The 22,826-nt window shown below is 40.4% G+C and carries 25 protein-coding genes and 3 tRNA genes; 18 read left to right on the forward strand and 10 right to left on the reverse strand.

The features are described from left to right. The first annotated feature begins 87 nt into the window (after positions 1–87). Both waaA and coaD read left to right on the forward strand, forming a co-directional pair. Complete coding sequence (waaA, locus tag A3EO_RS0109635) at positions 88–1,362, forward strand: lipid IV(A) 3-deoxy-D-manno-octulosonic acid transferase (RefSeq protein ID WP_018346983.1); 1,275 nt, start codon at positions 88–90, stop codon at positions 1,360–1,362. Continuing rightward, entirely contained in the window at positions 1,362–1,832 is a 471-nt protein-coding gene (coaD, locus tag A3EO_RS0109640; RefSeq protein ID WP_018346984.1) for a pantetheine-phosphate adenylyltransferase, read from the forward strand. The genes waaA and coaD overlap by 1 nt, the downstream gene beginning before the upstream one ends. 42 nt (positions 1,833–1,874) lie before the next feature. Here the strand turns inward: coaD and A3EO_RS0109645 are convergent, their stop codons facing one another. After that, entirely contained in the window at positions 1,875–2,582 is a 708-nt protein-coding gene (locus A3EO_RS0109645) for a 3-deoxy-D-manno-octulosonic acid kinase (RefSeq protein ID WP_233432279.1), read from the reverse strand. A 79-nt stretch (positions 2,583–2,661) separates the two neighbouring features. Between A3EO_RS0109645 and A3EO_RS0109650 the strand changes: the two genes are divergently transcribed. From A3EO_RS0109650 to rplI, 5 genes are all read left to right on the forward strand, one after another. After that, on the forward strand, positions 2,662–3,708 hold the full coding sequence (locus tag A3EO_RS0109650; protein ID WP_018346986.1) for a glycosyltransferase family 9 protein: 1,047 nt from the start codon (positions 2,662–2,664) through the stop codon (positions 3,706–3,708). Positions 3,709–3,840: 132 nt separating this feature from the next. Then, positions 3,841–4,218, forward strand: a complete 378-nt coding sequence (rpsF, locus tag A3EO_RS0109655) for a 30S ribosomal protein S6 (RefSeq protein WP_018346987.1) — start codon at positions 3,841–3,843, stop codon at positions 4,216–4,218. Beyond that, positions 4,205–4,531, forward strand: coding sequence for a primosomal replication protein N (priB, locus tag A3EO_RS0109660; protein ID WP_013746287.1), 327 nt, complete (start codon positions 4,205–4,207; stop codon positions 4,529–4,531). The genes rpsF and priB overlap by 14 nt, the downstream gene beginning before the upstream one ends. A 12-nt stretch (positions 4,532–4,543) precedes the next feature. Continuing rightward, positions 4,544–4,771 carry a 30S ribosomal protein S18 gene (rpsR, locus tag A3EO_RS0109665; protein ID WP_005759927.1) on the forward strand — a complete coding sequence of 76 codons (228 nt, stop codon included), beginning with the start codon at positions 4,544–4,546 and terminating at the stop codon, positions 4,769–4,771. Between the two features lie 21 nt (positions 4,772–4,792). After that, on the forward strand, positions 4,793–5,242 hold the full coding sequence (gene rplI / locus A3EO_RS0109670; protein WP_013746286.1) for a 50S ribosomal protein L9: 450 nt from the start codon (positions 4,793–4,795) through the stop codon (positions 5,240–5,242). A 126-nt stretch (positions 5,243–5,368) separates the two neighbouring features. On the opposite strand, the gene A3EO_RS0109675 is transcribed toward rplI, so the two are convergent. The 5 genes from A3EO_RS0109675 to ybaK form a co-directional block, all read right to left on the reverse strand. Beyond that, entirely contained in the window at positions 5,369–6,637 is a 1,269-nt protein-coding gene (locus A3EO_RS0109675; RefSeq protein ID WP_018346988.1) for an O-acetylhomoserine aminocarboxypropyltransferase/cysteine synthase family protein, read from the reverse strand. Positions 6,638–6,757: 120 nt separating this feature from the next. After that, positions 6,758–6,833 (reverse strand) — tRNA-Lys (locus A3EO_RS0109680). A gap of 21 nt (positions 6,834–6,854) precedes the next feature. Continuing rightward, positions 6,855–6,930 (reverse strand) — tRNA-Lys (locus A3EO_RS0109685). Positions 6,931–6,957: 27 nt separating this feature from the next. Further along, positions 6,958–7,033: transfer RNA gene (locus tag A3EO_RS0109690), tRNA-Lys, on the reverse strand. A gap of 147 nt (positions 7,034–7,180) precedes the next feature. Then, positions 7,181–7,657 (reverse strand): Cys-tRNA(Pro)/Cys-tRNA(Cys) deacylase YbaK, encoded by a 477-nt coding sequence (gene ybaK / locus A3EO_RS0109695; protein WP_013746284.1) that lies wholly within the window; start codon positions 7,655–7,657, stop codon positions 7,181–7,183. Between the two features lie 66 nt (positions 7,658–7,723). Here ybaK and A3EO_RS0109700 point away from each other — a divergent pair, with 66 nt between their 5' ends. Further along, positions 7,724–8,707 (forward strand): Asd/ArgC dimerization domain-containing protein, encoded by a 984-nt coding sequence (locus A3EO_RS0109700; protein WP_018346989.1) that lies wholly within the window; start codon positions 7,724–7,726, stop codon positions 8,705–8,707. Between the two features lie 35 nt (positions 8,708–8,742). Here A3EO_RS0109700 and A3EO_RS0109705 read toward each other — a convergent pair whose 3' ends face one another. Beyond that, on the reverse strand, positions 8,743–11,304 hold the full coding sequence (locus A3EO_RS0109705) for a penicillin-binding protein 1A (protein WP_018346990.1): 2,562 nt from the start codon (positions 11,302–11,304) through the stop codon (positions 8,743–8,745). Between the two features lie 200 nt (positions 11,305–11,504). On the opposite strand from A3EO_RS0109705, the gene A3EO_RS0109710 reads away from it, so the two are divergent. The 7 genes from A3EO_RS0109710 (at position 11,505) to A3EO_RS12905 (ending at position 17,297) form a co-directional block, all read left to right on the forward strand. Further along, entirely contained in the window at positions 11,505–12,179 is a 675-nt protein-coding gene (locus tag A3EO_RS0109710; RefSeq protein ID WP_233432278.1) for a hypothetical protein, read from the forward strand. Then, complete coding sequence (locus tag A3EO_RS0109715) at positions 12,169–12,723, forward strand: hypothetical protein (RefSeq protein WP_018346992.1); 555 nt, start codon at positions 12,169–12,171, stop codon at positions 12,721–12,723. Before A3EO_RS0109710 ends, A3EO_RS0109715 begins: the two co-directional genes overlap by 11 nt. After that, positions 12,723–13,253, forward strand: coding sequence for a hypothetical protein (locus tag A3EO_RS12900; protein WP_018346993.1), 531 nt, complete (start codon positions 12,723–12,725; stop codon positions 13,251–13,253). The genes A3EO_RS0109715 and A3EO_RS12900 overlap by 1 nt, the downstream gene beginning before the upstream one ends. After that, the gene (gene pilQ, locus A3EO_RS0109720; protein WP_018346994.1) at positions 13,253–14,389 is read left to right on the forward strand and encodes a type IV pilus secretin PilQ; all 1,137 of its coding nucleotides are present in this window, start codon (positions 13,253–13,255) and stop codon (positions 14,387–14,389) included. Before A3EO_RS12900 ends, pilQ begins: the two co-directional genes overlap by 1 nt. Positions 14,390–14,741: 352 nt before the next feature. Then, entirely contained in the window at positions 14,742–15,269 is a 528-nt protein-coding gene (aroK, locus tag A3EO_RS0109725) for a shikimate kinase AroK (protein WP_013746277.1), read from the forward strand. A 33-nt stretch (positions 15,270–15,302) separates the two neighbouring features. Continuing rightward, on the forward strand, positions 15,303–16,394 hold the full coding sequence (gene aroB, locus A3EO_RS0109730; protein ID WP_018346995.1) for a 3-dehydroquinate synthase: 1,092 nt from the start codon (positions 15,303–15,305) through the stop codon (positions 16,392–16,394). A gap of 3 nt (positions 16,395–16,397) precedes the next feature. Further along, positions 16,398–17,297, forward strand: a complete 900-nt coding sequence (locus tag A3EO_RS12905) for a Dam family site-specific DNA-(adenine-N6)-methyltransferase (protein ID WP_049804996.1) — start codon at positions 16,398–16,400, stop codon at positions 17,295–17,297. On the opposite strand, the gene A3EO_RS0109740 is transcribed toward A3EO_RS12905, so the two are convergent. Next, entirely contained in the window at positions 17,257–17,598 is a 342-nt protein-coding gene (locus A3EO_RS0109740) for a DciA family protein (protein WP_018346997.1), read from the reverse strand. The genes A3EO_RS12905 and A3EO_RS0109740 overlap by 41 nt on opposite strands. Before the next feature lie 90 nt (positions 17,599–17,688). Here A3EO_RS0109740 and secM point away from each other — a divergent pair, with 90 nt between their 5' ends. From secM to mutT, 3 genes are all read left to right on the forward strand, one after another. After that, positions 17,689–18,024 carry a secA translation cis-regulator SecM gene (gene secM / locus A3EO_RS0109745; RefSeq protein WP_018346998.1) on the forward strand — a complete coding sequence of 112 codons (336 nt, stop codon included), beginning with the start codon at positions 17,689–17,691 and terminating at the stop codon, positions 18,022–18,024. 65 nt (positions 18,025–18,089) lie between these two features. Next, a complete protein-coding gene (secA, locus tag A3EO_RS0109750) occupies positions 18,090–20,807 on the forward strand; it encodes a preprotein translocase subunit SecA (protein WP_026211098.1) in 2,718 nt (905 codons plus the stop codon). A 56-nt stretch (positions 20,808–20,863) separates the two neighbouring features. Further along, positions 20,864–21,271: an 8-oxo-dGTP diphosphatase MutT gene (gene mutT, locus A3EO_RS0109755; RefSeq protein ID WP_018347000.1), complete on the forward strand. Its 408-nt coding sequence runs from the start codon at positions 20,864–20,866 to the stop codon at positions 21,269–21,271. Here mutT and holA read toward each other — a convergent pair. Continuing rightward, positions 21,268–22,305, reverse strand: coding sequence for a DNA polymerase III subunit delta (gene holA / locus A3EO_RS0109760; protein WP_026211099.1), 1,038 nt, complete (start codon positions 22,303–22,305; stop codon positions 21,268–21,270). The two genes, mutT and holA, sit on opposite strands and share 4 nt — an antisense overlap. An 11-nt stretch (positions 22,306–22,316) precedes the next feature. Then, positions 22,317–22,808 (reverse strand): LPS-assembly lipoprotein LptE, encoded by a 492-nt coding sequence (locus A3EO_RS0109765; protein WP_026211100.1) that lies wholly within the window; start codon positions 22,806–22,808, stop codon positions 22,317–22,319. Positions 22,809–22,826 lie beyond the last annotated feature (18 nt).

Genomic DNA, 22,826 nt, shown 5'->3' on the forward strand with positions numbered 1-22,826 from the left:
AAATGGTCGAAATTTTGGTAAGTGTAACATAATCAAGGAAAAAGATGATAATATTCATATTAGTTGAAATTTTTTAGATACAGAAGAATGCTATTTTTTATTTATAGTGCACTTTTTATTATCGCTTTGCCCTTTATTCTGCTCACTTTTTTGTACAAAAGCCGCAAAGAGATCGGGTATCGTCAACGGTGGCGTGAGCGCTTTGCTTTAACAAAACCTTTGCAAAAACAGAGTGTTGTGATTCACGCCGCTTCAGTTGGTGAGGTGCTGTTGGTTGCGCCGTTAGTGAAACAATTGTTGGCGCAGTTTCCGAATGTGCCGATAACCATTACCACCTTTACGCCGGGCGGATCGGAACGTGTACAGGCTTTGTTTGGCAACCTTGTTCAACATTGTTATCTGCCGTTTGACCTTCCGTTTTTAATGAAACGCTTTTTGCAACAGTTACAACCTCGATGTTTTATTATTGTTGAAACAGAGTTGTGGTTTAATCTGTTGCAACAAATTAAGACTCGTCATATCCCACTGTTTTTAATCAATGCGCGTTTATCAGATAAATCCGCTAAACATTATGCCTATTTACGGCATTCTCTTATGCCGATTTGGCAGGCGTTTACCCATATTGCCGCACAGGATGAATTAAGTGCGGAACGTTATCAACGCTTGGGTGTTGATAAAAACAAAATCAGTTGCAGTGGCAATTTAAAGTTTGATTTGACTGTTTCTGACGAGGAAATTGCTGATGATCGTCAGCAGAAAATGGCAATGTTGCAGCAGCGTCCGGTGTGGATTGCTGCCAGCACCCACGAAGGTGAAGAAACGATGATGTTGCAGGCTCATCAACAATTACTACAACAATACCCGAATTTATTGTTGATTCTTGTGCCACGCCATTCCGCACGTTTTGCCGAAGTGGAAAAATTGTTGCGACAACGGCAATTTTGTTATCAAAAAAGGAGCATTGGAGCACCGATAGATCCACAAACAACAGTATTGTTGGGCGATACAATGGGCGAATTGCTAAAATTATATGCGTTGGCGGATATCGCTGTTGTCGGTGGCAGTTTTATTGTGCGTGGCGGACATAATCCACTTGAGCCGTTGTTGTTTAAACTGCCGGTAATCACCGGGCAATATTTGTTTAATTTTCGACAGATTTATCAAAACTTGCGTGCAGTTGGCGGCGTAATGGTGATCGAAAATAGTGTATCTGCATTGGTTCAGCAGATTAGTGAACTGTTGGCAGAGCCGCAAAAAGCCGAGCAATATGGGCAAAACGGTTATCGCATATTGCAACAGAATCGAGGTGCTTTACAACGCACGCTCACCATTTTATTACCTTATTTAAGCGAGAAAAAATAATGATAACAATGATTTATCCCGGAACATTCGATCCTATCACTAACGGGCATTTGGATATTATCCGCCGAGCAGCAAAACTCTTCCCAAAATTAATTGTGGCGGTGGCAGCTAGCCCGAGTAAAAAACCGATGTTCAGTTTGCAGCAACGGTTAGCCTTCGTCAAAATTGCCACTGCAGAATTAAATAATGTTGAAGTGCTGTCGTTTGATGGTTTATTAGCGCATCTGATTTTAGAACGTAATGTTCAAGGCATTATTCGTGGTGCGAGAACGTCCAGTGATTTCGACTATGAGTTGCAGCTTGCCCATTTAAATCGTTTGTTAACCAATGGTGTTGAAAGTTTATTTTTCCCACCATCAGAAAAGTGGTCTTATGTTTCCTCCACAATGGTGCGTGAAATTTTATTACACGGCGGTGATATTGCAAAATTAGTGCCGGCAGGTGTTTTTACAGCCATTTTGGAAAAATAAAATATTTATCAATAGGTTATGAAAATCTGCCACATTAATTTTTTATTCTTTATAGCCATTTAATAATTGTTGCCAGTTGTTTTCATTAAAATGAATGTGGTAACGTTTAACCTCTTTTTGAAATGAGCGCTGAAGTCGTTGCAGATTTTCTTGTTTCCAGTTGTTGCCGCTTTGAAAATCGCATTTGTCAAAATCAAGCAGCCATAATTTATCTTTTTGATTTTCAAGAGATTGTAGCAAGATATTGTGTGCGTTTAAGTCGCTATGGAACACCTGCTGATCGTGTAATTGTCGAATTAACTTGCCGATATTACGCCATACGTCGTGTTCAAGCGGATGTTTTTGCAAAATAGCCACCAGATCCTGACCGTTTTCAATCAGTTCGATCAAAATGTCTGCTTGATAACAGCATCCGGAGCGAATAACCCTTGCTGCAATAGGTTTAGGAACAGGTAAATTTTTCTGTTTAAGTTGCTGCAGTAAGTTAAATTCTTTAATGCTACGACATTGATTTATTCCGCTAAACAGAAAATGATCTTTCACTAATTTGCCGAACAGTCCGCCACGATAATAATGACGTAAGGCGCAATTTACTCCCCAACGATCTTTAGTGTTTAAAAAATAGGTAATGCCGCGTCCTTTGGCTGAACCTAAAATGGCTTGCTGTGCTTGCCAAAAAACAGGATCGAATAGCGATTGCGGCGAGTCGGTCTGAATATTTTCGGCGAAGAGATAGTAAGTTTTCGACATTTTGCTACCTGTTTTACTGCGGATTTCTGCGTTTTTGATTAAAATAGAGCGCAATTCTAACATATTAAGAGTTAAATCTATGCCGTTATTTTCTCAACCTCCGCAATCTATCTGTATTTTACGTCTTTCTGCTATTGGTGATGTTTGCAATGCTTTGGCGGCAGTACAGCAGATTCAAGCTTATTATCCGCAGACCAAAATTACTTGGGTCATTGGTAAGGTCGAAGCGCAATTATTAAAAAATATCCCTAATATTGAATTTATTATTTTTGATAAAAAACAGGGGTGGCGAGGCGTTTTCGCGTTATGGAAAAGGTTACGTTCGCGTAAATTTGATGCTTTGTTGGATATGCAGGTAGCGATTCGAGCCTCGATTCTCTCTTTAGGAATTAAAGCGAAATATCGAGTCGGTTTTAATGCACAGCGCACAAAAGAGGGGCAAAAATGGTTTATTAATCATCAAGTCGGCGCAGCGAAAGGTTATCACGTGCTGGATGGTTTTTTGAGCTTCGCTGAATATATCGGCGTGCCGATTACGGCACCGCATTGGCAGTTCCCAATTGCGGAGCAAGATCATCGTTATGTGAGCCAATTTATTGATCCGGCTAAAAAAACGGTAGTTATTTCGCCTTGTTCAAGCAAAAAAGAGAAAGATTGGTTGTTAGATCGTTACGCCCAACTGGCGGATATTGCGACAGAAGCAGGCGCACAGGTGATTATCTCGGGATCGCCAAGTGAATATGAGATGAGCAGTGCCGCTGAGATTTGCCGATTATGTCGTTTGCCGGTGGTAAATCTGGCAGGTAAAACCTCTTTACAGCAGCTGGTTGCGCTATTGGCTCAAGCCGATTTGGTTATTTCACCGGATTCCGGGCCGGCACATATGGCGACAATGGTGGGGACAAAAGTGCTTGGATTATATGCTTATCATAATCCACAACGCACCGGACCTTATTACAGCAAAGAAGATGTGGTGTCGGTATATGCGGAGAATGCCTTAAAACAGTATAGTAAGCCGTGGCAAGATTTGCCTTGGGGAACAAAGGTTTACGGTAAAGATTTAATGGCGCAAATTACAGTCGAACGGGTGGCAGAGAAAATGTTGCATCTTTTAGCGTTAAATTAGTTTTTTAACTTGCTTTTTGAGTCAGTTTGAGTACAATTTGCGACCTTACAGTCGTTCCGTTTTTCGTTCCTTGCTTCCGCAGATTGGCGACTGGTCTATAGTCGGAGGCTGATTAACCCGTAAGGAGCAGCAATGCGTCACTACGAAATAGTGTTTATGGTTCACCCAGATCAAAGTGAACAAGTACCAGGGATGATTGAACGCTATACAGGTTCTGTTAAAGAAGCTGGCGGTCAAATTCATCGCTTAGAAGATTGGGGTCGTCGCCAATTGGCTTACCCAATTAACAAACTACACAAAGCACATTATGTGTTAATGAATGTAGAAGCACCGCAAGGAGTCATCGACGAGCTTGAAACAACTTTCCGTTACAACGATGCAATTCTTCGTAACGTAATTATTCGTACTAAGCACGCCGTAACCGAAGCGTCCCCAATGGTTAAAGCAAAAGATGAACGTAAAGCTTTAGCTGATGTTGATAACAACGATTATGAGGATGCTGAAGAGTAATTTGACAATTGAAAATCGTTTTTCGTTGATAGGCACTGTTGTTTCTCAACCAAAACGACATCAAAGCCCGAGTGGAATTCCGCATTGTCAATTTTGGCTTGAACATCGTTCACGGCAACAAGAAGCCGGATTAGCCAGACAAGCGTGGTGTAAAATACCGGTTCAACTTAGCGGCAATCAATTAACAAATCAAACTCAAAGCATTACGGTCGGCAGTAAGGTGTGTGTAGCAGGATTTATCCACTCACACAAAACGAATAATGGGCTTAGCCAATTAGTCTTACACGCTGAGCAAATCGAATTTATAGATTAGGAGAATAGCCATATGGCACGTTATTTCCGTCGTCGTAAGTTCTGCCGTTTCACAGCGGAGAATGTAGTAGAAATCGATTATAAAGATATCGCTACATTAAAGAACTACATTACAGAGAGCGGCAAAATTGTCCCTAGCCGTATTACCGGTACTCGTGCGAAGTACCAACGTCAATTAGCTCGTGCAATCAAACGTGCGCGTTATTTAGCGTTGTTACCGTACACTGACAATCATCAGTAATCAACAAGAGAGGATACGGTAATGCAAGTAATTCTTTTAGATAAAATTGTTCACCTAGGCAATGTTGGTGATCAAGTAAATGTAAAATCTGGTTATGCACGTAACTACTTAATCCCACAAGGAAAAGCAGTTATGGCAACTAAAGCAAACATTGAATATTTTGAAAGCCGTCGTGCTGAATTAGAAGAAAAAGCAGCTAAAGCATTAGCGGCTGCAATGGATCGTGCTGAAAGACTTGAAGCATTAGGTTCAGTAACAATCGCTTCTAAAGCAGGTGATGAAGGACGTTTATTCGGTTCTATCGGTACTCGTGATATCGCTGACGCAATCACTGCAAAAGGTGTTGAAGTGGCGAAAAGCGAAGTGCGTTTACCAAATGGTGCACTACGTACTTTAGGTGAACACGAAGTTCGTTTCCAATTCCACGGTGAAGTATTTGCGTCATTAAACGTAATCATCGTTGCAGAATAATTTTCAAAATATTATTCAGATTAAACCCCGACCAAATGGTTGGGGTTTTATTTTTTATGACTGCCGAATTTTAGCTGGTGGCAAGAAAAATCCTCGCTTTAGTGCGAGGATGTTGGTAGCGATAAATTAAGCGATAGCATTAAAGGCTTGTTCAATATCTGCCAAAATATCTTGTATATTTTCAATTCCGACAGAGATTCGAATCAGACCGGAAGAAATATTAATTTTTTCCAGTTCTTCCTCACTTAATTGGCGATGAGTCGAAGTCGCCGGATGTAATGCACAAGTTCTAATGTCGGCAACGTGTACTTCACGAGAAACCAGTTTTAGCGCATTTAACCATTTTGCAGCGGCTTCTCTACCACCTTTTAATTCAAAGGAGATGACGCCACATAGACCGTTCGGTACATATTTTTGTTTAAGGGCATAATCAGGAGAGCTGGCTAAAGCAGGATAATTGACAGAATTAACTAAAGGTTGTTTTTCCAAATATTGGGCGACTTGTAGTGCATTATTGTAGTGTGCCTGCATACGTAGAGGCAAAGTTTCCATTCCTAAATTGAGTAAGAAACTGTTTTGTGGGGCAGGAGTCGCACCGAGATCACGCATTAGCTGTACTCTTGCTTTTACGATATAAGCGGCAGCACCGAATGTTTCTGTATAAATTAAGCCGTGATAAGAATCATCCGGCTGGGTAAATGCAGGGAACTTGCCGTTATTCCAGTTAAAATTGCCACCATCGATAATGACGCCGCCCATAGCAACGGCGTGGCCATCAAGATATTTAGTGGTGCTGTGAACTACAATGTTGGCACCAAACTCAAAAGGGCGGCAGAAATAAGGTGTAGCGAAAGTATTATCGATAATCAACGGTACTTGTGCTTTTTGTGCTAACTGCGCAAATTTTTCAATATCTAAAATTCTTAATTCCGGGTTAGCAATTGTTTCACCAAAAATAGCTTTGGTATTTGGACGGATTGCTTTTTCAAGTTCAGATAGCGGCTGTGTTTGATCGACAAAAGTCACGCTGATCCCCATTTTTTTGAAAGTATGAGCAAATAGGTTATAAGTACCGCCATAAATAGAGGTAGACGAAATAAAATGATCGCCGGCTTCCAATATATTGAGTAGTGCATAAAAAGTCGCTGCTTGACCGGAGGATGTACATAATGCACCGACACCGCCTTCAAGTGCAGTGAGTTTCTCCTCAGCGGCATTTGTGGTCGGATTAGCTAAACGGGTATAAAAGAAACCGGCTTTTTTCAAATCGAACAGATCACCGATATCTTCTGCGCTGTCATAGGTAAAAGTTGTACTTTGTACAATTGGTTGAACTCTCGGTTCACCGGATTTAGGTTGATAACCTGCGTGTAAACATTGTGTTTCAAATTGCATAAAATTCTCCTCATTGAGATTATTGTTATTTCAATTAGGATTATACGCAGATTATAAAAAATGATAATTGATTTTTAAGATAATGGCGTTTGGGAAAATTTTGGAAGTAATTATTTGAAATGGTGGGTCGTGAAGGATTCGAACCTTCGACCAACGGATTAAAAGTCCGCTGCTCTACCGACTGAGCTAACGACCCGAATTGAATTGTGCTTTATAGTGGTGGGTCATGAAGGGCTCGAACCTTCGACCGACGGATTAAGAGTCCGCTGCTCTACCAACTGAGCTAATAACCCACTTAATCATCTTTTTGATATTGTAAGTGGTGGGTCGTGAAGGATTCGAACCTTCGACCAACGGATTAAAAGTCCGCTGCTCTACCGACTGAGCTAACGACCCAACGTGTCACCACATTGCAACGGGTGCTTATAATACTGATTTTGTGAAACTAATCAATAAAAATTTTTAGTTTTTTCTTTATTTGCTTTAATCAGAAACAATATGATTGAAAAATAATCTAAAAAGAGGAGCTTGAACTAAAAAGTTTTATTCATCATTGATATCTGCAAAATCAGCACGTAATAAAGTAGCTAAATCCGAAGGATTAATTTCAATATCAATGCCACGTTTGCCACCCGATACAAAAATCGTTTCAAATTGTTGTGCAGTTGCGGAAATGATGGTAGGTAGTACTTTTTTCTGCCCTAATGGGCTAATACCGCCGACAAGATATCCTGTGCTTTTTTCTGCAATATGTTTATCCGCCATCTCGATTTTCTTAACGCCTAAGGCTTTTGCACCTTTTTTAAGATTTAAGTTATAAGCAATCGGCACAACCATTACTGCAAGATGTTTTTCATCATTATTAATCGAAACAAGCAATGTTTTGAAGGTTTGTAGCGGAGAGAGATTCAGTTTTTCTACGGCTTCTTGCCCAAAATGGGTGTTGTTGGCATCGTGTTCATATTGGTGAAGGGTAAATGGAATTTTTTTCTTTTTTAGTAGATTGATTGCCGGAGTCATTGAAAACGTTCCCGTGATAATTTTTAATTGTTAAAATAGGTGCATCAGCGTATCACGGAGAAGAAAATGAATTCAAGTTTAAATATTGCTATTGCGGCTGATTTTTCGTTGGCAGAGAAATTAGTAACGATTTTGGAGCAAAGTGCTTTATCCAATTTGTCGATCACAGTTATTGAAGCGGAAAAATTTTCAGAGGAACAGAATATTCGCTTCAACGGCAAATATGTTGAACAGATTGGTTTTGATGATGCCGATTGGGCAGATTATGATTATTTATTATTTGCCGGTTCTTTGCCTCAGGTAACTTATGTGGCAACTGCAGCAGAAGCCGGTTGTATTGTGATTGATGTGTTGGGAATTTGTGCTTATCTAAATGATATTCCGGCGGTTGTTCCGGGAGTGAATAATGAAGCGTTGCAGGCAGTTAGACAGCGCAATATTGTTTCATTGCCTAATCCGCAGATTTCTCAATTGGCATTAGCGTTAAAACCGATTTTACAGCAATATCAGTTAGTTCAGATAATGGTGACTTCTTTATTGCCGATGACGTATAAAGGCGAGGATAAAGTCAGGGAGCTGGTCGGACAAACCGCTCAATTATTAAACGGTATTCCTTTAAACGAAGATCAACAACGGTTAGCCTTTAATGTCAGTCCGATTGATAACCAAGAGGAGAGCATTAAGGATCAACTGTTATTGCAGAAAATTTTACCGGAATTTAACGGCCAATTTATTGAACATAGCATCCAAGCGCCGGTTTTTTACGGTTTAGCTCAAATGATAACGGTTGTCGGCTATGAGTTTAATGAGGTTGATATTCCTTTGGTTTGGCAGCAGGATGATTTATTGCGCTATCACGCCGAACAGTTGATGACGCCGGTTTTAAACGGTGAAATCGAGGAAAATGGCGAAGCGTTGCCGTTATTGCATATCAGCCAAGTTAATACAGAACAGGAGAAATTAAGTTTCTGGTTGGTGAGTGATGAACGCGGTTTTGGTCGGGCAAGATTGGCGATTGAGCTATTACAGCTCTTGCTTGAAAATGATTAAAAAATAGGGCTATCAGTGATAGCCCTCTTATCTCTTTAGAACAACTCTTTCACTTCACCTTTACTATTGATGATTTTATTGCCTTGTTCCGGCACGTAATATTGTGTCGGTTCAGTGCCTTCAATGAAATATTCCATTCTACCACCTGAGTCGGTCAACATCCCGTTTTGCATTGAAATTCGTTTTTGAATCACCCCTTCAGGCATAGGATCTTCACGCACCGGCAACGGTTTTAATGCGTTGGTCATATAATCGACCCAAGCTGGCATTGCTGATTTACCGCCGGATTCGCCACGCCCTAAGTCAAATTTATTGTCATCAAAACCGATATAAACGGAAGTGACTAAATCTGCACCAAAACCGACATACCAAGCCACTTTTGAGTTATTTGTGGTACCGGTTTTTCCGCCGATATCCGGACGACCAATTGATTTTGCCCGCCAACTGGTACCAACCCAACCGCCGCCGGGCTCGCCGTAAATGCCGGAATTTAACGCACTGCGAATTAAAAAGGTTAATTTTCCGCTTAATACACGAGGTGCATATTCTGTTTGCGCAGTGTTGTCATTAGATTCATTTTTACCCAATAAACTCGGTGCATTTTCTAATTGCACATTGTTGGTATTTAATTCCGGCACATCCGGAACGGCTTCGCTATTATCTTCATCAACAGAAAGGTTAGAGAGTGAAGTATCGATCGGTGTATCTTCCGTTGCTGAGTTATCCACTTTAGCAGAGAGAAAATCGATTGGTTTAACGTCACCATAAATGACCGGAATTTGTTTATCACTACATTGGAAACAGGCAATTTTCGGTTTTGCTGCAAAGATCTCCTGACCATTATTGTCTTTAATCGATTGGATTAAATAAGGATCGATTAAGAAACCGCCGTTATCAAAGACCGCATAACCGCGCGCCATTTCTAAAGGTGTGAAAGAGGCAGCACCAAGTGCCAACGCTTCGGTAGCAGCATACTGATTTTTTTGAAAACCGAAACGTTGCAAATAATCGGCAATGTAATCAATACCGACCATATTCACGGCGCGTACCATCATCACATTTTTCGATAAGCCTAAACCGACACGCAAACGCAACGGGCCATTAAAGACGTTAGGCGAGTTTTTCGGCTGCCAAGGCGCTTGTCCCGCTTTGCGTAAGGTAATAGGCGCATCGTTTAAAATGGTTGCCAAAGTCAATCCTTTGTCCAACGCAGCGGCATAGATAAAGGGCTTGATTGAAGAGCCGACTTGTACCATCGATTGAGTGGCGCGATTAAACTTGCTGAGTGCAAAACTAAAACCGCCGACCATTGCCTCGATAGCACCATTGTCACTGTTTAAAGAAACCATTCCGGAATTCGCTAAAGGAATTTGACGTAATACCCATTGCTGTTTGTTGTTTTGCATTAGCCAAATCATATCGCCGCTATGCAGAATTTTATTGAGCGATCCTGCCCACTTAACGGCATTTTGATCCAATGTGATGTTTTCACCGTTAGCGAGTAAAACCTGTGCTTTATTGTTTTTCACTTCTAAAACTGCCGCAGGTTGTAACGGCTCTACATTCGGTTGCTTATTCAAAAAGCCGATAATACGCTCTTTATCCCACGCTGTTTCGTTTGCTTTCCATAAGGTTGCATTTTTGCGATAACCGTGTCGCATATCATAAGCAAGAAGATTATCTCGCAACGCATTTTGAGCATTTAGCTGATCTTGTGAATTAATAGTGGTAAATACTTGATATCCTTTAGTATAAGCCTGTTCTTCGCCATATAATTTCACCATTTCTTGACGTACGGCTTCCACCACATAATCTGCGTGCAATTCGAGTTTGGAACCGTGATAGTTGGCGACAATCGGTTCATTGAGTGCCTGCTGATATTGCTCTTCAGTGATATATTTTTCATCCAACATTCTCGCCAACACGACGTTTCTACGTTCAGTTGCCCGTTTTAAGGAGTAAAGTGGATTCATTGTTGATGGCGCTTTAGGCAAGCCGGCAAGCACTGCCATTTCGCTAAGCGTAAGTTGATCTAAGCTCTTGCCGAAATAGGTTTGCGCCGCAGCAGCAACACCATAAGCACGATAACCTAAATAAATTTTGTTGAGATAGAGTTCTAAAATTTCATCTTTGCTGAGATTATTTTCAATATCTATAGCCAGTACAGCCTCTTTGATTTTACGGATTAATTTTTTTTCCGGCGTAAGAAAAAAGTTTCGTGCCACTTGCTGGGTAATGGTACTTGCCCCTTGAGAAGCTCCGCCGGAAGTGATGGCTACTTTAAGCGCACGTGCAATTCCTATAGGGTCTAAGCCGTGATGTTCATAGAAACGACTATCTTCGGTAGCGATAACCGCATTGATCATCTGTTGAGGAATTTTATCCAGCGTTACCGGAATGCGGCGTTGTTCACCGATTTCGCCAATCAGTTTGCCGTCAGCAGTAAAAATTTGCATAGGTTGTTGTAATTCAACATTTTTTAATTCGCTGACATCAGGAAGCTGTGATTTGATGTGAAAGTAGAATAAGCCGCAAGCAACGCAGCCCAGTACAAATACAGTCAAAATGGAACTAAATATTAATTTTGCGATCTTCATCGAAAAATGACTCTCTGTATTGATGTGATATAAGTGAAAAAAAGTAAATTGAGCTTATGTTTGTAAAATTGGATGTTGATTATACGATGAAAGTTCCTTTTGCTCCACGAAAAAAAGTATCCTCAAAATTGGTTAAAGTCGGAATCATTTTTATAGATAATTGTTTTTTCTACTCTTTTTTTAAGCAAGATGGTGAACTTGTGTGTGGGAAAGTTGAAGATCGTATGCAGTTGGAGAAACAGCTTTCCCAACAGTTCCAACTTGCAGCGAAACATTTACTTTATATTTCCGTGTTGCCGATACATTTAGTTTGGCATAAGCGTTATCTCTGCCCGCAAGCCTTAACGCAATACGAGGTTGCGCAGCAGGTTTATTCAATGTTGGAGAATGACGTACCTAACGACGGAATGCCGATCTGGTTTGATTATGTGTATCAAGGACAACAGATAGATCTTTATGTGGTTAAACAAAAAAATGCAGAAGCGGAACTGGCTAAGTATCGACAATTTGATCTGAATATTTTGGATGTATTGCCTAGAGTGTTGTTGAGGGCATTTTATTATGAAATTCAACCGGATAAGACAGAAACATTGTTATATTGTTATTGCGCCGAGCAGACGATATTTATCCTGTATTCATCGTTAAAAACAGAAATCGTGGTCAGTCAATCTTCGTTGGCTCAGAGTTGGAGCCGTTTTCAGGAACGTTTTGCTAATCGCTTTTCCAAAATGGTGATTTATCAAGAACAGTCCGAAGAGCGTGATTTATCTCAACTTGGATTGCCGGAAAACCATATCCTATTGGAAGCAAAAGCACAGTATGCGTTTTTAAGTTTAGGGTGCGCATTATGGGGGGAAGGTATCGGTGCAAAATGAGATTAATTTATTGGATTGGCGTTCTCCATTGTATCGGCAAAGATTACGCCGACTTGCCCTAGCAGCCCTATTGTTGATTATTTTGTCAGCAACGATTTGGTATTTTAGTTTGCAATATGAACGGCAACAGCGGCTTGCGTTGAATCAATTAAACAGTTCATATCAGGAATTAAGTCAACAATTACAACAAATCGAAAACAAACAGTTACATCAGCGAAAAATACTCAGTAATCAGGTCAAACTAGGGAAGTTGTCATTGGATGATATCAACTTTTTTATGACAAATTTGTCGCATTTACCACTTAACGGTGCGTTGTTAAATTTGGTACGAATTGAGATTAACCCTTTTAGTCAAGAACAGCGGAACAACACTGTTTTTATGTTAAGCGGAGAAAAAATAGAGCAGCAATCATTTTATGCATTGCAACAATATCTGCTTGCAAAGTGGCTTTATCCGATAACTTTTTTAACCAATGAATTGACACCGGATGAACAGAAGTTATATCGCTTCAAATTGGATTTTAGTAAAAGCAAGGAGGAGTGATGGAACTTGGTACGAAATATCCAAAAGGTGTGTATTGGTATTGCTTAAATTTGCCTCATTATTGGTTAGCTTGCGGATGGCTGTTTCTTTTTATTGTTATTTGCGCTTATCCGTTGTGGCAAAGTTGGCAACGTTCACAGCAGATAGCCGATTTTTCACAGCAAATGACCGATTTACGTTTAAAAACAGCTCAACAACAGCAGATACTTTCTTTCTTGCAAAAACGTGTGAGCGAGCGTTTAAGTTCTAAACAGAATACGCAGAAATTATCCGATCTTCATCAGCAATTATCGCAATTTGCTGCCGATATGGGCGATCTTCGTTTTGAAATGCAAGTTAATAATAATGAAACGGTGAAAGTAGAATTGCAAATTTATATGGAATTTCAACAATTTATTATGAATCTTGATTTGTTGTTTCAGTCTATTTTAGCGGAATGGGCAGTTTCTTCAGTGAAGCTGGAACGTGATCCGATGTTACCGCGTGTATTACATATTTCTATTCAGTTATTTGCAGAGGAGTTCCATTAATGAAGAAAGGCATAATACTGGTGGTTTGTATGATGATTTCCTTGAGCGGTTGGAGCAAAAAAGTGATATTAGATCCTTTTTTTGCGGAAGAGGCGAATATAATGCCTGACTTAATAGAGGATAAAAATTTGGCTGCGACAGATGAATTTGAAGCAATTGCTGTGAAATATATACAAGTGAATGAATTGTATAAAATTTTTAATGAAAACGGTAATGGGCTTTTGTCCGGCTTGAGCGGATTTAGTGTCGAACCGAGCAACAATTTATTGTTGGTGAAAGGGGATAAGCAACAGATACAAAAATTTAAACAGTTAATTTCTCAACTGGATAAACCGGGTAAGCAGATTGCCATAGAAGCACGCATAGTGACGATTAATAATGAAAGTTTAAATGAGCTTGGCGTTCGTTGGGGAATGTTCAGTGATGCGGATAATTTTCACAAAGTGGCAGCTAAATTTGATAGTTTTGGTTTAGAAAATTTAAGTTCTCACTTAAATGTTAATTTTTCCACGAGTTCGGAGGCTGCATCTATTGCATTACAGGTGGCAAAAATTCACGGGCGGTTGCTGGATTTAGAGTTAAAAGCGTTGGAACAGGAAAATAATGTGGAAATTATTGCCAGTCCACATTTATTGACATCTAACCAAAGAAAGGCGTCGATTAAGCAAGGTTCTGAAATTCCTTATGTTATCGAAGATGATACAGAACGCAGCAGCCGTACTCATATTGAATTTAAAGAGGCAGTATTGGGTTTGGAAGTGACCCCACAAGTGCTGCATCAAGGCGTGATCTCACTGGATTTGGTGGTAACGCAGAATTCAGCAGGTGCGAGTATTCCTTATGGTGCCGGGCAAGTGGTAACGATTGATAAACAGGAAGTGCAATCGCAAGTGTTGGTGAGAGATGGAGAAACGGTGGTGTTAGGCGGTATTTTTCACGATCTGATCGGAAAAGGTGAAAATAAAGTGCCGTTGTTGGGGGATATTCCCGGATTAGGTAAGTTATTCAGTAGCAAATCGGAGCGTCATCAGAAGCGTGAGCTGGTGATTTTTATTACACCAAGAATTATTCATAATTCTCAAGAAACGATAGAAAATTATCAAAAGCGTAAACAGGATTTTATGAAAAGCCTTTAGGGGTTGAAAGCCCACCGCGCAATAGCATTGGGATGATTTAATTTTGGGGTGTTTAAATGAGAGCAGTTAATGCGGTAATACCTTATCTGTTGTTCTGTGAATAGAAACAAAAATACAAGGAAACAATCTTCGATAAAAATACAATGCAAGGTTGAAATATAATCCCATTTCTTGAGATAATATTGAGCTATCTCAATAAACATTCGAGGTCTAGGGGATCTTTTGAGTGTTGTAATTATGAAGAATACTTCGGTATTCTTTTTCTTTTGTAATAAAAACAACATTGTGTGTGAGTGTTACAATATTCAAAGATCAAACTATTCATAATTTTTAAACCTTAAGAACGATAAAAATGGCGGAAAAAAGAAATATTTTTTTAATTGGCCCGATGGGAGCAGGGAAAAGTACGATTGGTCGTCAACTTGCTCAACTGCTAAGTATGGATTTTGTGGATTCTGATACCGAAATTGAACAGCGAGCCGGTGCTGATATCGGTTGGATTTTTGATGTTGAGGGCGAAGAAGGGTTCAGAAAAAGAGAAGAACGCATCATTAATGAATTGACTCAACGTCAAGGCATTGTTTTATCGACCGGCGGCGGTGCGGTGATGTCAAAAGAAAACCGCAACCATCTTTCAGCGCGTGGAATTGTGATTTATTTAGAAACCACAGTGGAAAAACAACATCAACGCACTTTGCGTGATAAAAAACGTCCTCTATTACAGGGGGTGGAAGATCCGCGTAAAGTATTGGAAGATTTGGCTAAAATTCGTACGCCGTTGTATGAAGAAATTGCAGACATTACACTGCAAACAGATGATCAAAGTGCTAAATTAATGGCAAATAATATCATCGATTTATTAGAAAATTTTGCGGGCTAATCAATAGCTTGCAGCTTGAATAAGGATAGAAAAATGGTCAATGTATATGTAGAACTTAAAGAGCGTCGTTATCCGATTGCGATTGGTAGTGGATTATTATCTGATCCTAGCCATTATTCTCCTTTGAAAGCAGGCGATAAGGTAATGATTGTCAGCAATCCGACAGTCGCAAAATTTTATTTGAGTACGGTGAAAAAGGCGTTGCAACAGCTAGGGTGCGTAGTTGATGAAGTGCTATTAAATGATGGTGAGCAGTATAAAACATTGGCATCTTTAAATCAGATTTTCACGGCTTTGTTGGAAGCAAAACACGGTCGTGATACTACCATATTAGCGCTAGGCGGCGGCGTGATTGGTGATATTGCCGGTTATGCAGCAGCGTCGTATCAACGCGGTGTTCGTTTTATTCAAGTTCCAACCACGCTATTGGCGCAGGTGGATTCTTCTGTCGGTGGTAAAACAGCGGTCAATCACGAGCTCGGTAAAAATATGATTGGTGCATTTTATCAACCAAGTAAAGTTATTATTGATACTGATACATTGCGCACTTTGCCGAGCAGAGAAGTGAGTGCCGGCTTGGCAGAAGTGATTAAATATGGTGCGATTCTGGATTATGATTTCTTTGTCTGGTTGGAGCAGCATATTGATGAATTAATGCAGTTGCAGCCGAGTGCTTTGCAGTACTGTATTCAACGTTGCTGCGAGTTAAAGGCGTTAACCGTAGCAAAAGATGAAACAGAGCAAGGTGAAAGAGCATTACTTAATTTAGGTCATACTTTTGGGCACGCGATTGAAACTCACCTTGGTTATGGTAAATGGCTTCACGGTGAAGCCGTTGCTGCCGGAATGATGATGGCGGCATATCTTTCTCATCATTTGGGCGATCTTTCCGCCGGTGATATTTCACGTTTACAACATTTGTTGCAGCAGGCTGATTTGCCGGTATACTCTCCGGAAGAAATGACGGCAGATGACTATTTGCCGCATATGATGCGTGACAAAAAAGTGTTGGCAGGCAAACTTCGTCTGATTTTATTAAAATCACTGGGAAGTGCTTATGTCACATCGGATGTGGATAAAGCACTGGTGTTGCAATCAATTCAAGACTGCATTAAACCGCATTAATTTATGTCGTCAAAGATAATGATGCCGAAATACCGCTCTTTTCTGAAATGGGCAGGTGGTAAATATCGCGTTATTGATGATATTAAGCGTCTTTATCCGAAAGGAAAGACGCAATTAATCGAACCTTTTGTCGGGGCAGGAACCGTCTTTTTAAATAGTGATTTTGATCATTATTTACTGGCGGATATTAATCCCGATTTGATCAATCTCTTCAATATTGTGAAGGCGGACGTTAATACTTATATCAAAGAGAGTCGTTCGCTTTTTATACATCCTGAAGCAAATACGGCAACACGTTATTACCAATTAAGAGCACTCTTTAATCAGAGCGATGATCGCTGGTTACGAGCAATAATTTTTCTTTATTTAAATCGTTTTGGTTTTAACGGTCTATGTCGTTATAACAGCGAAAATGAGTTCAATGTGCCCTTTGGCAGTTATAGTCAGCACTATTTTCCGGAAAAGGAATTGCACTATTTTGCAGAAAAAGCGCAGAAAGCAGAGTTTATCTGTGCCTCTTTTCAGCAAACATTTGCCGCCGCAAGTGAGAACAGTGTGATCTACTGCGATCCGCCTTATGCGCCGATAAAGCAGGAGAGCAATTTTACCCGTTATGCCGGCAATGATTTCGGTTTAACCCAGCAGCAAGAGTTGGCTGAGTTATCCAAACAGACCGCCCAGCAGCATAATGCACTGGTGATGATCTCTAATCACGATACCGTTTTTACGCGTCGTATTTATCAAGGTGCAAGGTTTAAGCGCGTTAATGTGCAGCGCTCGATCAGCCATTCCGGAGAAAAACGCATTAAGGTGAAAGAGCTGATTGCCGTTTTTGAAAAGCAAAACTTGCAAAAATGGCAAGCTAAACAGCAGATGAGAGCGGCATTGTCGGAATCACCTTAAATTCGAGTTGTTTGATATCGGGGTAAAGCGTGTTGATGCTACGGAGCAGTTGAGCCTGTTGAAGCAGTAGTGCTTGTCGTACACTGCCGTTGGCAACGTGAAATAAAATTTTTTCTTCATTGTATTGAGCAATACGAAGTTGCCCACGGAATTGTGTTGGAATGCATTGCTCAATATTGCGATAAAATTGTTGCCGTTTTTGTTGTTGTGCCAACAAACCGGAAAGCGAAGAACGTTGTAAAATTTCATTCACATTCAATGTTTTTTGATTTCTGATCTGTTTCTTGTCATTTAATGGCATTTCCGTCCCTTCCGTTAGTGAATTTTATGCTATTATAGCGCAACTATTTTATAATTTTTCCCGTTTTAACCAGTTTTATTAGGCATTGCAGTGAATTACCTTTTCTCATTGAAAATCGGAAAAAAAACAGTCTGGCATCGCTTGATTTTAAGCTTGCTGACGTTACTGTTTTTGCCGATGCACAGCGAACAGCCTAATAATCCGGTTACACCATTGCAGCCGGAGGCAAATCAATCTGTTATCGGCATTGAATTGCAACAGCTTAATCTGCAGTTTGTCGCATTAAAAAAACAGTTGCAACAAAGCGAAGTTGTGCGGCAAAAAAGCAGAATGCAACCGGTTCAATATTCGCTGGTGCAGAATCGTCCTCAACAGCTCAATCGTTACCAAATTCTTATCCGTGCTGGGCCTAAATTCATTGTTTGATTTATGTAGGCACCGATGAAGAGTCACCGGTAGAGTATTTATTCTATTTTGAAAAAGAAATTATTATGTTATCAGCTATTGCAAGAAAACTTTTTGGAAGTCGTAATGACCGTATTTTGCGCCGCTTAAATAAGCGTGTGAATTTAATCAATAAATTAGAACCTGAATTTGAAGCGCTTTCCGATGAACAGTTAAAAGCGAAAACCGCAGAGTTTCGTGATCGTTTGGAAAAAGGCGAAACTTTGGAACAATTGCTGCCGGAAGCGTTTGCTACTGTGCGTGAAGCGAGTAAACGTGTTTTGGGTTTGCGTCCGTTTGATGTACAGCTCATCGGCGGAATGGTGTTGAATAATCGCTGTATTGCAGAAATGCGTACCGGGGAAGGTAAAACGTTAACCGCAACGCTGCCTTGTTACCTCAATGCTTTAACCGGCAAAGGCGTACACGTAGTAACCGTTAACGATTACCTCGCGCGCCGTGATGCGGAAACTAACCGTCCGCTGTTTGAATTTTTAGGAATGACAGTGGCAGTGAATGTGCCCGGTTTATTGCCTGAAGAGAAACGTGCGGCTTATGCTGCGGATATTACTTACGCCACCAACAGTGAATTAGGTTTCGATTATCTAAGAGATAACCTTGCTCATACGATGCACGAGCGTTTTCAACGTCCGTTATATTATGCGTTGGTCGATGAAGTTGACTCAATTTTGATTGATGAAGCGCGTACACCATTGATTATTTCCGGACAGGCGGAAGACAGTTCCGATCTCTATATCGCGATCAATAAATTAATCCCTCAATTAATTAAACAGGATAAAGAGGATAGCGATGAGTACCAAGGCGATGGTGATTTTACCGTTGATTTGAAAAATAAACAGGCCTATTTGACTGAACGTGGTCAGATTAAGATCGAGAAGTTATTGGTACAGGCCGGTTTGATGAAAGAGGATGAGTCGCTCTACTCCCCTTCAAAAATTACCCTTTTGCATCACGTTTACGCCGCGTTGCGTGCGCACGCTTTATTTGAGCGAGATGTGGATTATATTGTGAAAGACGGCGAGGTGATTATTGTTGATGAACACACCGGTCGTACAATGGCAGGACGCCGTTGGTCTGATGGTTTACACCAAGCCATTGAAGCGAAAGAAGGGGTTCAGATTCAAAGTGAAAATCAAACCGTTGCTTCCATTACGTACCAAAACTACTTCCGTTTATATGAAAAATTGGCAGGAATGACTGGGACAGCCGATACCGAAGCCTTTGAATTCCAACAAATTTATGGCTTGGAAACCATTGTTATTCCAACCAATAAACCAATGATTCGTGATGATAGAACAGATTTAATGTTCAAAACGGAAGCGGATAAATTCCAAGCCATTGTGGAAGATATTAAAGATTGTGTCGCACGCCAACAACCTGTTTTGGTCGGGACAGTATCTATCGAAAAATCAGAATTGTTATCTGATATTTTGAAAAAAGAGGGCATTAAACATAATGTGTTGAATGCGAAATTCCACGCCCAAGAAGCGGAAATTGTGGCGGATGCCGGTTATCCGGGCGCGGTGACTATTGCTACTAATATGGCAGGTCGTGGTACCGATATTGTGTTAGGCGGTAACTGGAAAGCGGAAGTGGCAAAATTGGAAAATCCGACTGAAGAACAGATCGAAGCGATTAAAAAAGCGTGGCAGGAACGTCACGATATTGTGATGAAAGCGGGTGGTTTGCATATTATTGGTACGGAACGCCACGAATCTCGTCGAATTGACAACCAGTTGCGCGGTCGTTCCGGACGACAAGGCGATCCGGGTTCTTCTCGTTTCTATCTCTCTTTGGATGATGCATTAATGCGGATTTACTTGAATGAAGGTAAGTTGAACTTAATGCGCAAAGCATTTTCCGAACCGGGTGAGGCGATGGAATCTAAAATGTTGACCAAAGTGATTGCTTCTGCCCAAGCAAAAGTGGAAGCGCATAACTTTGACGGACGTAAAAATCTGCTTGAGTTTGATGATGTTGCCAACGATCAACGCCACGCCATTTATGCACAGCGTAATGAATTGTTGGAAAATGATGATATTTCCGAAACGATTGATGTGATTCGTGAAGATGTTTTCAATCACGTTATCGATCAATATATTCCACCGCAATCTTTGGAAGAGCTGTGGGATGTAGAAGGGTTGGAAAAACGTTTGAAAGCTGATTTCAATATGGATTTACCAATCTCGAAATGGTTGGATGAAGATCACAATCTGCACGAAGAGACTTTACGTGAACGCATTATTCAAATTGCAGTGGACGAGTATAAAAATAAAGAATCGTTGGTCGGCGCAGAAACGATGCGCAATTTTGAGAAAGGCGTAATGTTACAAACCCTAGATGAACTATGGAAAGAACATCTTGCCGCAATGGACTATTTGCGTAAGAGCATTCATTTACGCGGTTATGCACAAAAAGATCCGAAACAGGAATACAAGAAAGAATCTTTCCAAATGTTTACGGAAATGTTGGAAACATTGAAGTTTAATGTGGTTAGCATTTTGACCAAAGTTCAGGTACGTACTCAAGAGGAAATTGAGGCGGCTGAAAAAGCCAGAATGGATGCTGCGCAGCGTGCTGCCGAACAGGCACATATTCAGTATCACAGTGGCGAGGATGCGGCAGAGAACAGTACAGCCGGAGATGAGGATTTTTCTCATCCAAAACGTAAAATCGGCAGAAATGAACCTTGCCCTTGCGGTTCGGGCAAAAAATATAAACATTGTCACGGACGTATCCAGTAAATAATTGTGAGGCTTCACTTAGCGTGAAGCCTTATTCTTATAAGAGGTAATTGAATGTGAAGAAGCCATTGGTAAAAGTGTCGGCAGGCATTATTCGTAATGAATTCAAACAGATCTATTTAACTCAACGATTAGAGGGAAAGGATTTTGCGCAGTCTTGGGAGTTCCCCGGCGGTAAAGTGGATAAAGGTGAAACACCGGAACAGGCATTAAAACGAGAACTGGAAGAGGAAATCGGTATTTTTGTATTGCACGCAAAATTATACGAGCATTTCGAGTTTGAGTATCCGAGTAAAAGAATTTCGTTCTATTTCTATTTAGTGGATGAATGGGTTGGCGAGCCTTTTGGTCGGGAAGGGCAAGAGGGTTTTTGGTTGGAACAGAAAGAGTTGGATGTCGGGCAATTCCCGCCGGCAAATGTGAAAATTATTCAACAATTGTTGGCTGAAACAGAAGCTGATTAGGCGGCAAGTTTTACGGTAAGTTGTTGTAATGCTTGCCAACTGTTTTCATCACCCTGTTGTTTGATTGCTTTTTCGATGACAGTTAAATGCTGAATAGCATCGTATAAGCGATGGTAATTTAAGCGTTGGATAGCGGCACTATAAAGCGGTCGTCTATTCTTCCAAATTTTGTATTGATCAAATTTTTGACGCAACAACTGCGAATTGAGCATTTGTTGCGTATTTTCAATTTTTATCTTGTCATCACTACCAAGTCGTAATAACAGCAGTAATTCTTTTTGTAAAATACGTAACAATACTACCGGCTGAACATCGCCTTCGTTTTGTAGCTGTTCTAAAATGCGGACACAGCGATATTTTTTGCCTTGTAAAATGGCATCAATCCATTGAAACGGCGTAAAAACAGCAGATTGTTCAATACATTGCCCGGCATTTATTAGCGTAATTTTTTGTTGCGGATAAAGCAGTTGCATTAGCTGTAGCGTCTGTTTTAATGCTGCTAAATTATTTTCATAATTGTAAGCGAGCAGCTCGACGGCTTCGTTATCAATGCTTAATTCCATCATCTTAGCGCGTTGCTGAATCCATTGCGGCAACTGTTCCAAAGTGGGTGTTTGGCAATTAATCTGCAATGTTTTGATCTGTTCTAATGTTTTGAACCACGCTTGCTTTTCAATGGTAGTGGTCAGTTTTGCGATTTGAAAAATAGCGATGATGTCGGAATGCAACAAAGAAACTAGCTGTTGTAATTGCTGTTGTAACTGGGCGTTAATATTATCTGGCAAAGTGAAAAGGAAAATCTGTTGTTGTGAAAATAAACCGAAAGTTTGTAGATCGGTAAAGAGTGTTGCCCAATCAGTATTACTATCGATAACGATTTCCTGTTTTTGTGTTGCGCCTTGCTGTTTGCCGAATTGAAAAAGGTGATATTTGCTTTCTTCAATCAATAGTGGATCTTGCCCAACCAACAAATATGCAGGATAGGTTTTTTGTTGCAATGTGTGGACAAGTTGGTTGGCAAAGATCCGTATTATCATAATTGAGATTAGTATTGTTGTTGGATACTGATCATTTTGATTAAAATTTGTTGTGCCGCCTGCTTGTACATATCATTACGGATTAGTTGCTGTTCCGCATTTTTTGCTAATGCGGCACGAGAGTTGTCAAAAAATGTACGCGAAACTTGCACTTCTATTGGATATTGCTTTTTATCCGGCATTTGCAAAGATGCACTTACGGATAAAGAAAGTAAGGATTCCGCTTCACGGCCTTGTTTAAAGACAGACACCACTTCATCACTGCTGGTAGAACCGTTTAATTTTAATGTCGGAACATTTCCTTCTTCAACCAAAGTAACACCGTGGGTACGCAATTCTTTGCGCATTGCAATGGCAATATCGCTGTATTTGTCGCCACTGCTGAGTTTGACTTCTTTAAAAAGTTTTTGTGAAAGTTGGTCATTAGCAAAGTGGAAACCGCAAGAAGAGAGTAACAATGTCGCAGACAAGGCGAAAATATATTTTAGTTTATGCATCAAAATCTCCTTATTCATTGA

Source organism: Gallibacterium anatis DSM 16844 = F 149, from assembly GCF_000379785.1.
In the GTDB taxonomy this organism is placed as follows: Bacteria; Pseudomonadota; Gammaproteobacteria; order Enterobacterales; family Pasteurellaceae; genus Gallibacterium; species Gallibacterium anatis.

What these genes read in the sequence shown, in the direction of transcription:
- waaA (WP_018346983.1), top strand. Translation starts at nt 88, where the DNA reads ATGCTATTTTTTATTTATAGTGCACTTTTTATTATCGCTTTGCCCTTT.
- coaD (WP_018346984.1), top strand. Translation starts at nt 1,362, where the DNA reads ATGATAACAATGATTTATCCCGGAACATTCGATCCTATCACTAACGGG.
- A3EO_RS0109645 (WP_233432279.1), bottom strand. Translation starts at nt 2,582, where the DNA reads ATGTCGAAAACTTACTATCTCTTCGCCGAAAATATTCAGACCGACTCG.
- A3EO_RS0109650 (WP_018346986.1), top strand. Translation starts at nt 2,662, where the DNA reads ATGCCGTTATTTTCTCAACCTCCGCAATCTATCTGTATTTTACGTCTT.
- rpsF (WP_018346987.1), top strand. Translation starts at nt 3,841, where the DNA reads ATGCGTCACTACGAAATAGTGTTTATGGTTCACCCAGATCAAAGTGAA.
- priB (WP_013746287.1), top strand. Translation starts at nt 4,205, where the DNA reads ATGCTGAAGAGTAATTTGACAATTGAAAATCGTTTTTCGTTGATAGGC.
- rpsR (WP_005759927.1), top strand. Translation starts at nt 4,544, where the DNA reads ATGGCACGTTATTTCCGTCGTCGTAAGTTCTGCCGTTTCACAGCGGAG.
- rplI (WP_013746286.1), top strand. Translation starts at nt 4,793, where the DNA reads ATGCAAGTAATTCTTTTAGATAAAATTGTTCACCTAGGCAATGTTGGT.
- A3EO_RS0109675 (WP_018346988.1), bottom strand. Translation starts at nt 6,637, where the DNA reads ATGCAATTTGAAACACAATGTTTACACGCAGGTTATCAACCTAAATCC.
- ybaK (WP_013746284.1), bottom strand. Translation starts at nt 7,657, where the DNA reads ATGACTCCGGCAATCAATCTACTAAAAAAGAAAAAAATTCCATTTACC.
- A3EO_RS0109700 (WP_018346989.1), top strand. Translation starts at nt 7,724, where the DNA reads ATGAATTCAAGTTTAAATATTGCTATTGCGGCTGATTTTTCGTTGGCA.
- A3EO_RS0109705 (WP_018346990.1), bottom strand. Translation starts at nt 11,304, where the DNA reads ATGAAGATCGCAAAATTAATATTTAGTTCCATTTTGACTGTATTTGTA.
- A3EO_RS12900 (WP_018346993.1), top strand. Translation starts at nt 12,723, where the DNA reads ATGGAACTTGGTACGAAATATCCAAAAGGTGTGTATTGGTATTGCTTA.
- pilQ (WP_018346994.1), top strand. Translation starts at nt 13,253, where the DNA reads ATGAAGAAAGGCATAATACTGGTGGTTTGTATGATGATTTCCTTGAGC.
- aroK (WP_013746277.1), top strand. Translation starts at nt 14,742, where the DNA reads ATGGCGGAAAAAAGAAATATTTTTTTAATTGGCCCGATGGGAGCAGGG.
- aroB (WP_018346995.1), top strand. Translation starts at nt 15,303, where the DNA reads ATGGTCAATGTATATGTAGAACTTAAAGAGCGTCGTTATCCGATTGCG.
- A3EO_RS12905 (WP_049804996.1), top strand. Translation starts at nt 16,398, where the DNA reads ATGTCGTCAAAGATAATGATGCCGAAATACCGCTCTTTTCTGAAATGG.
- A3EO_RS0109740 (WP_018346997.1), bottom strand. Translation starts at nt 17,598, where the DNA reads ATGCCATTAAATGACAAGAAACAGATCAGAAATCAAAAAACATTGAAT.
- secA (WP_026211098.1), top strand. Translation starts at nt 18,090, where the DNA reads ATGTTATCAGCTATTGCAAGAAAACTTTTTGGAAGTCGTAATGACCGT.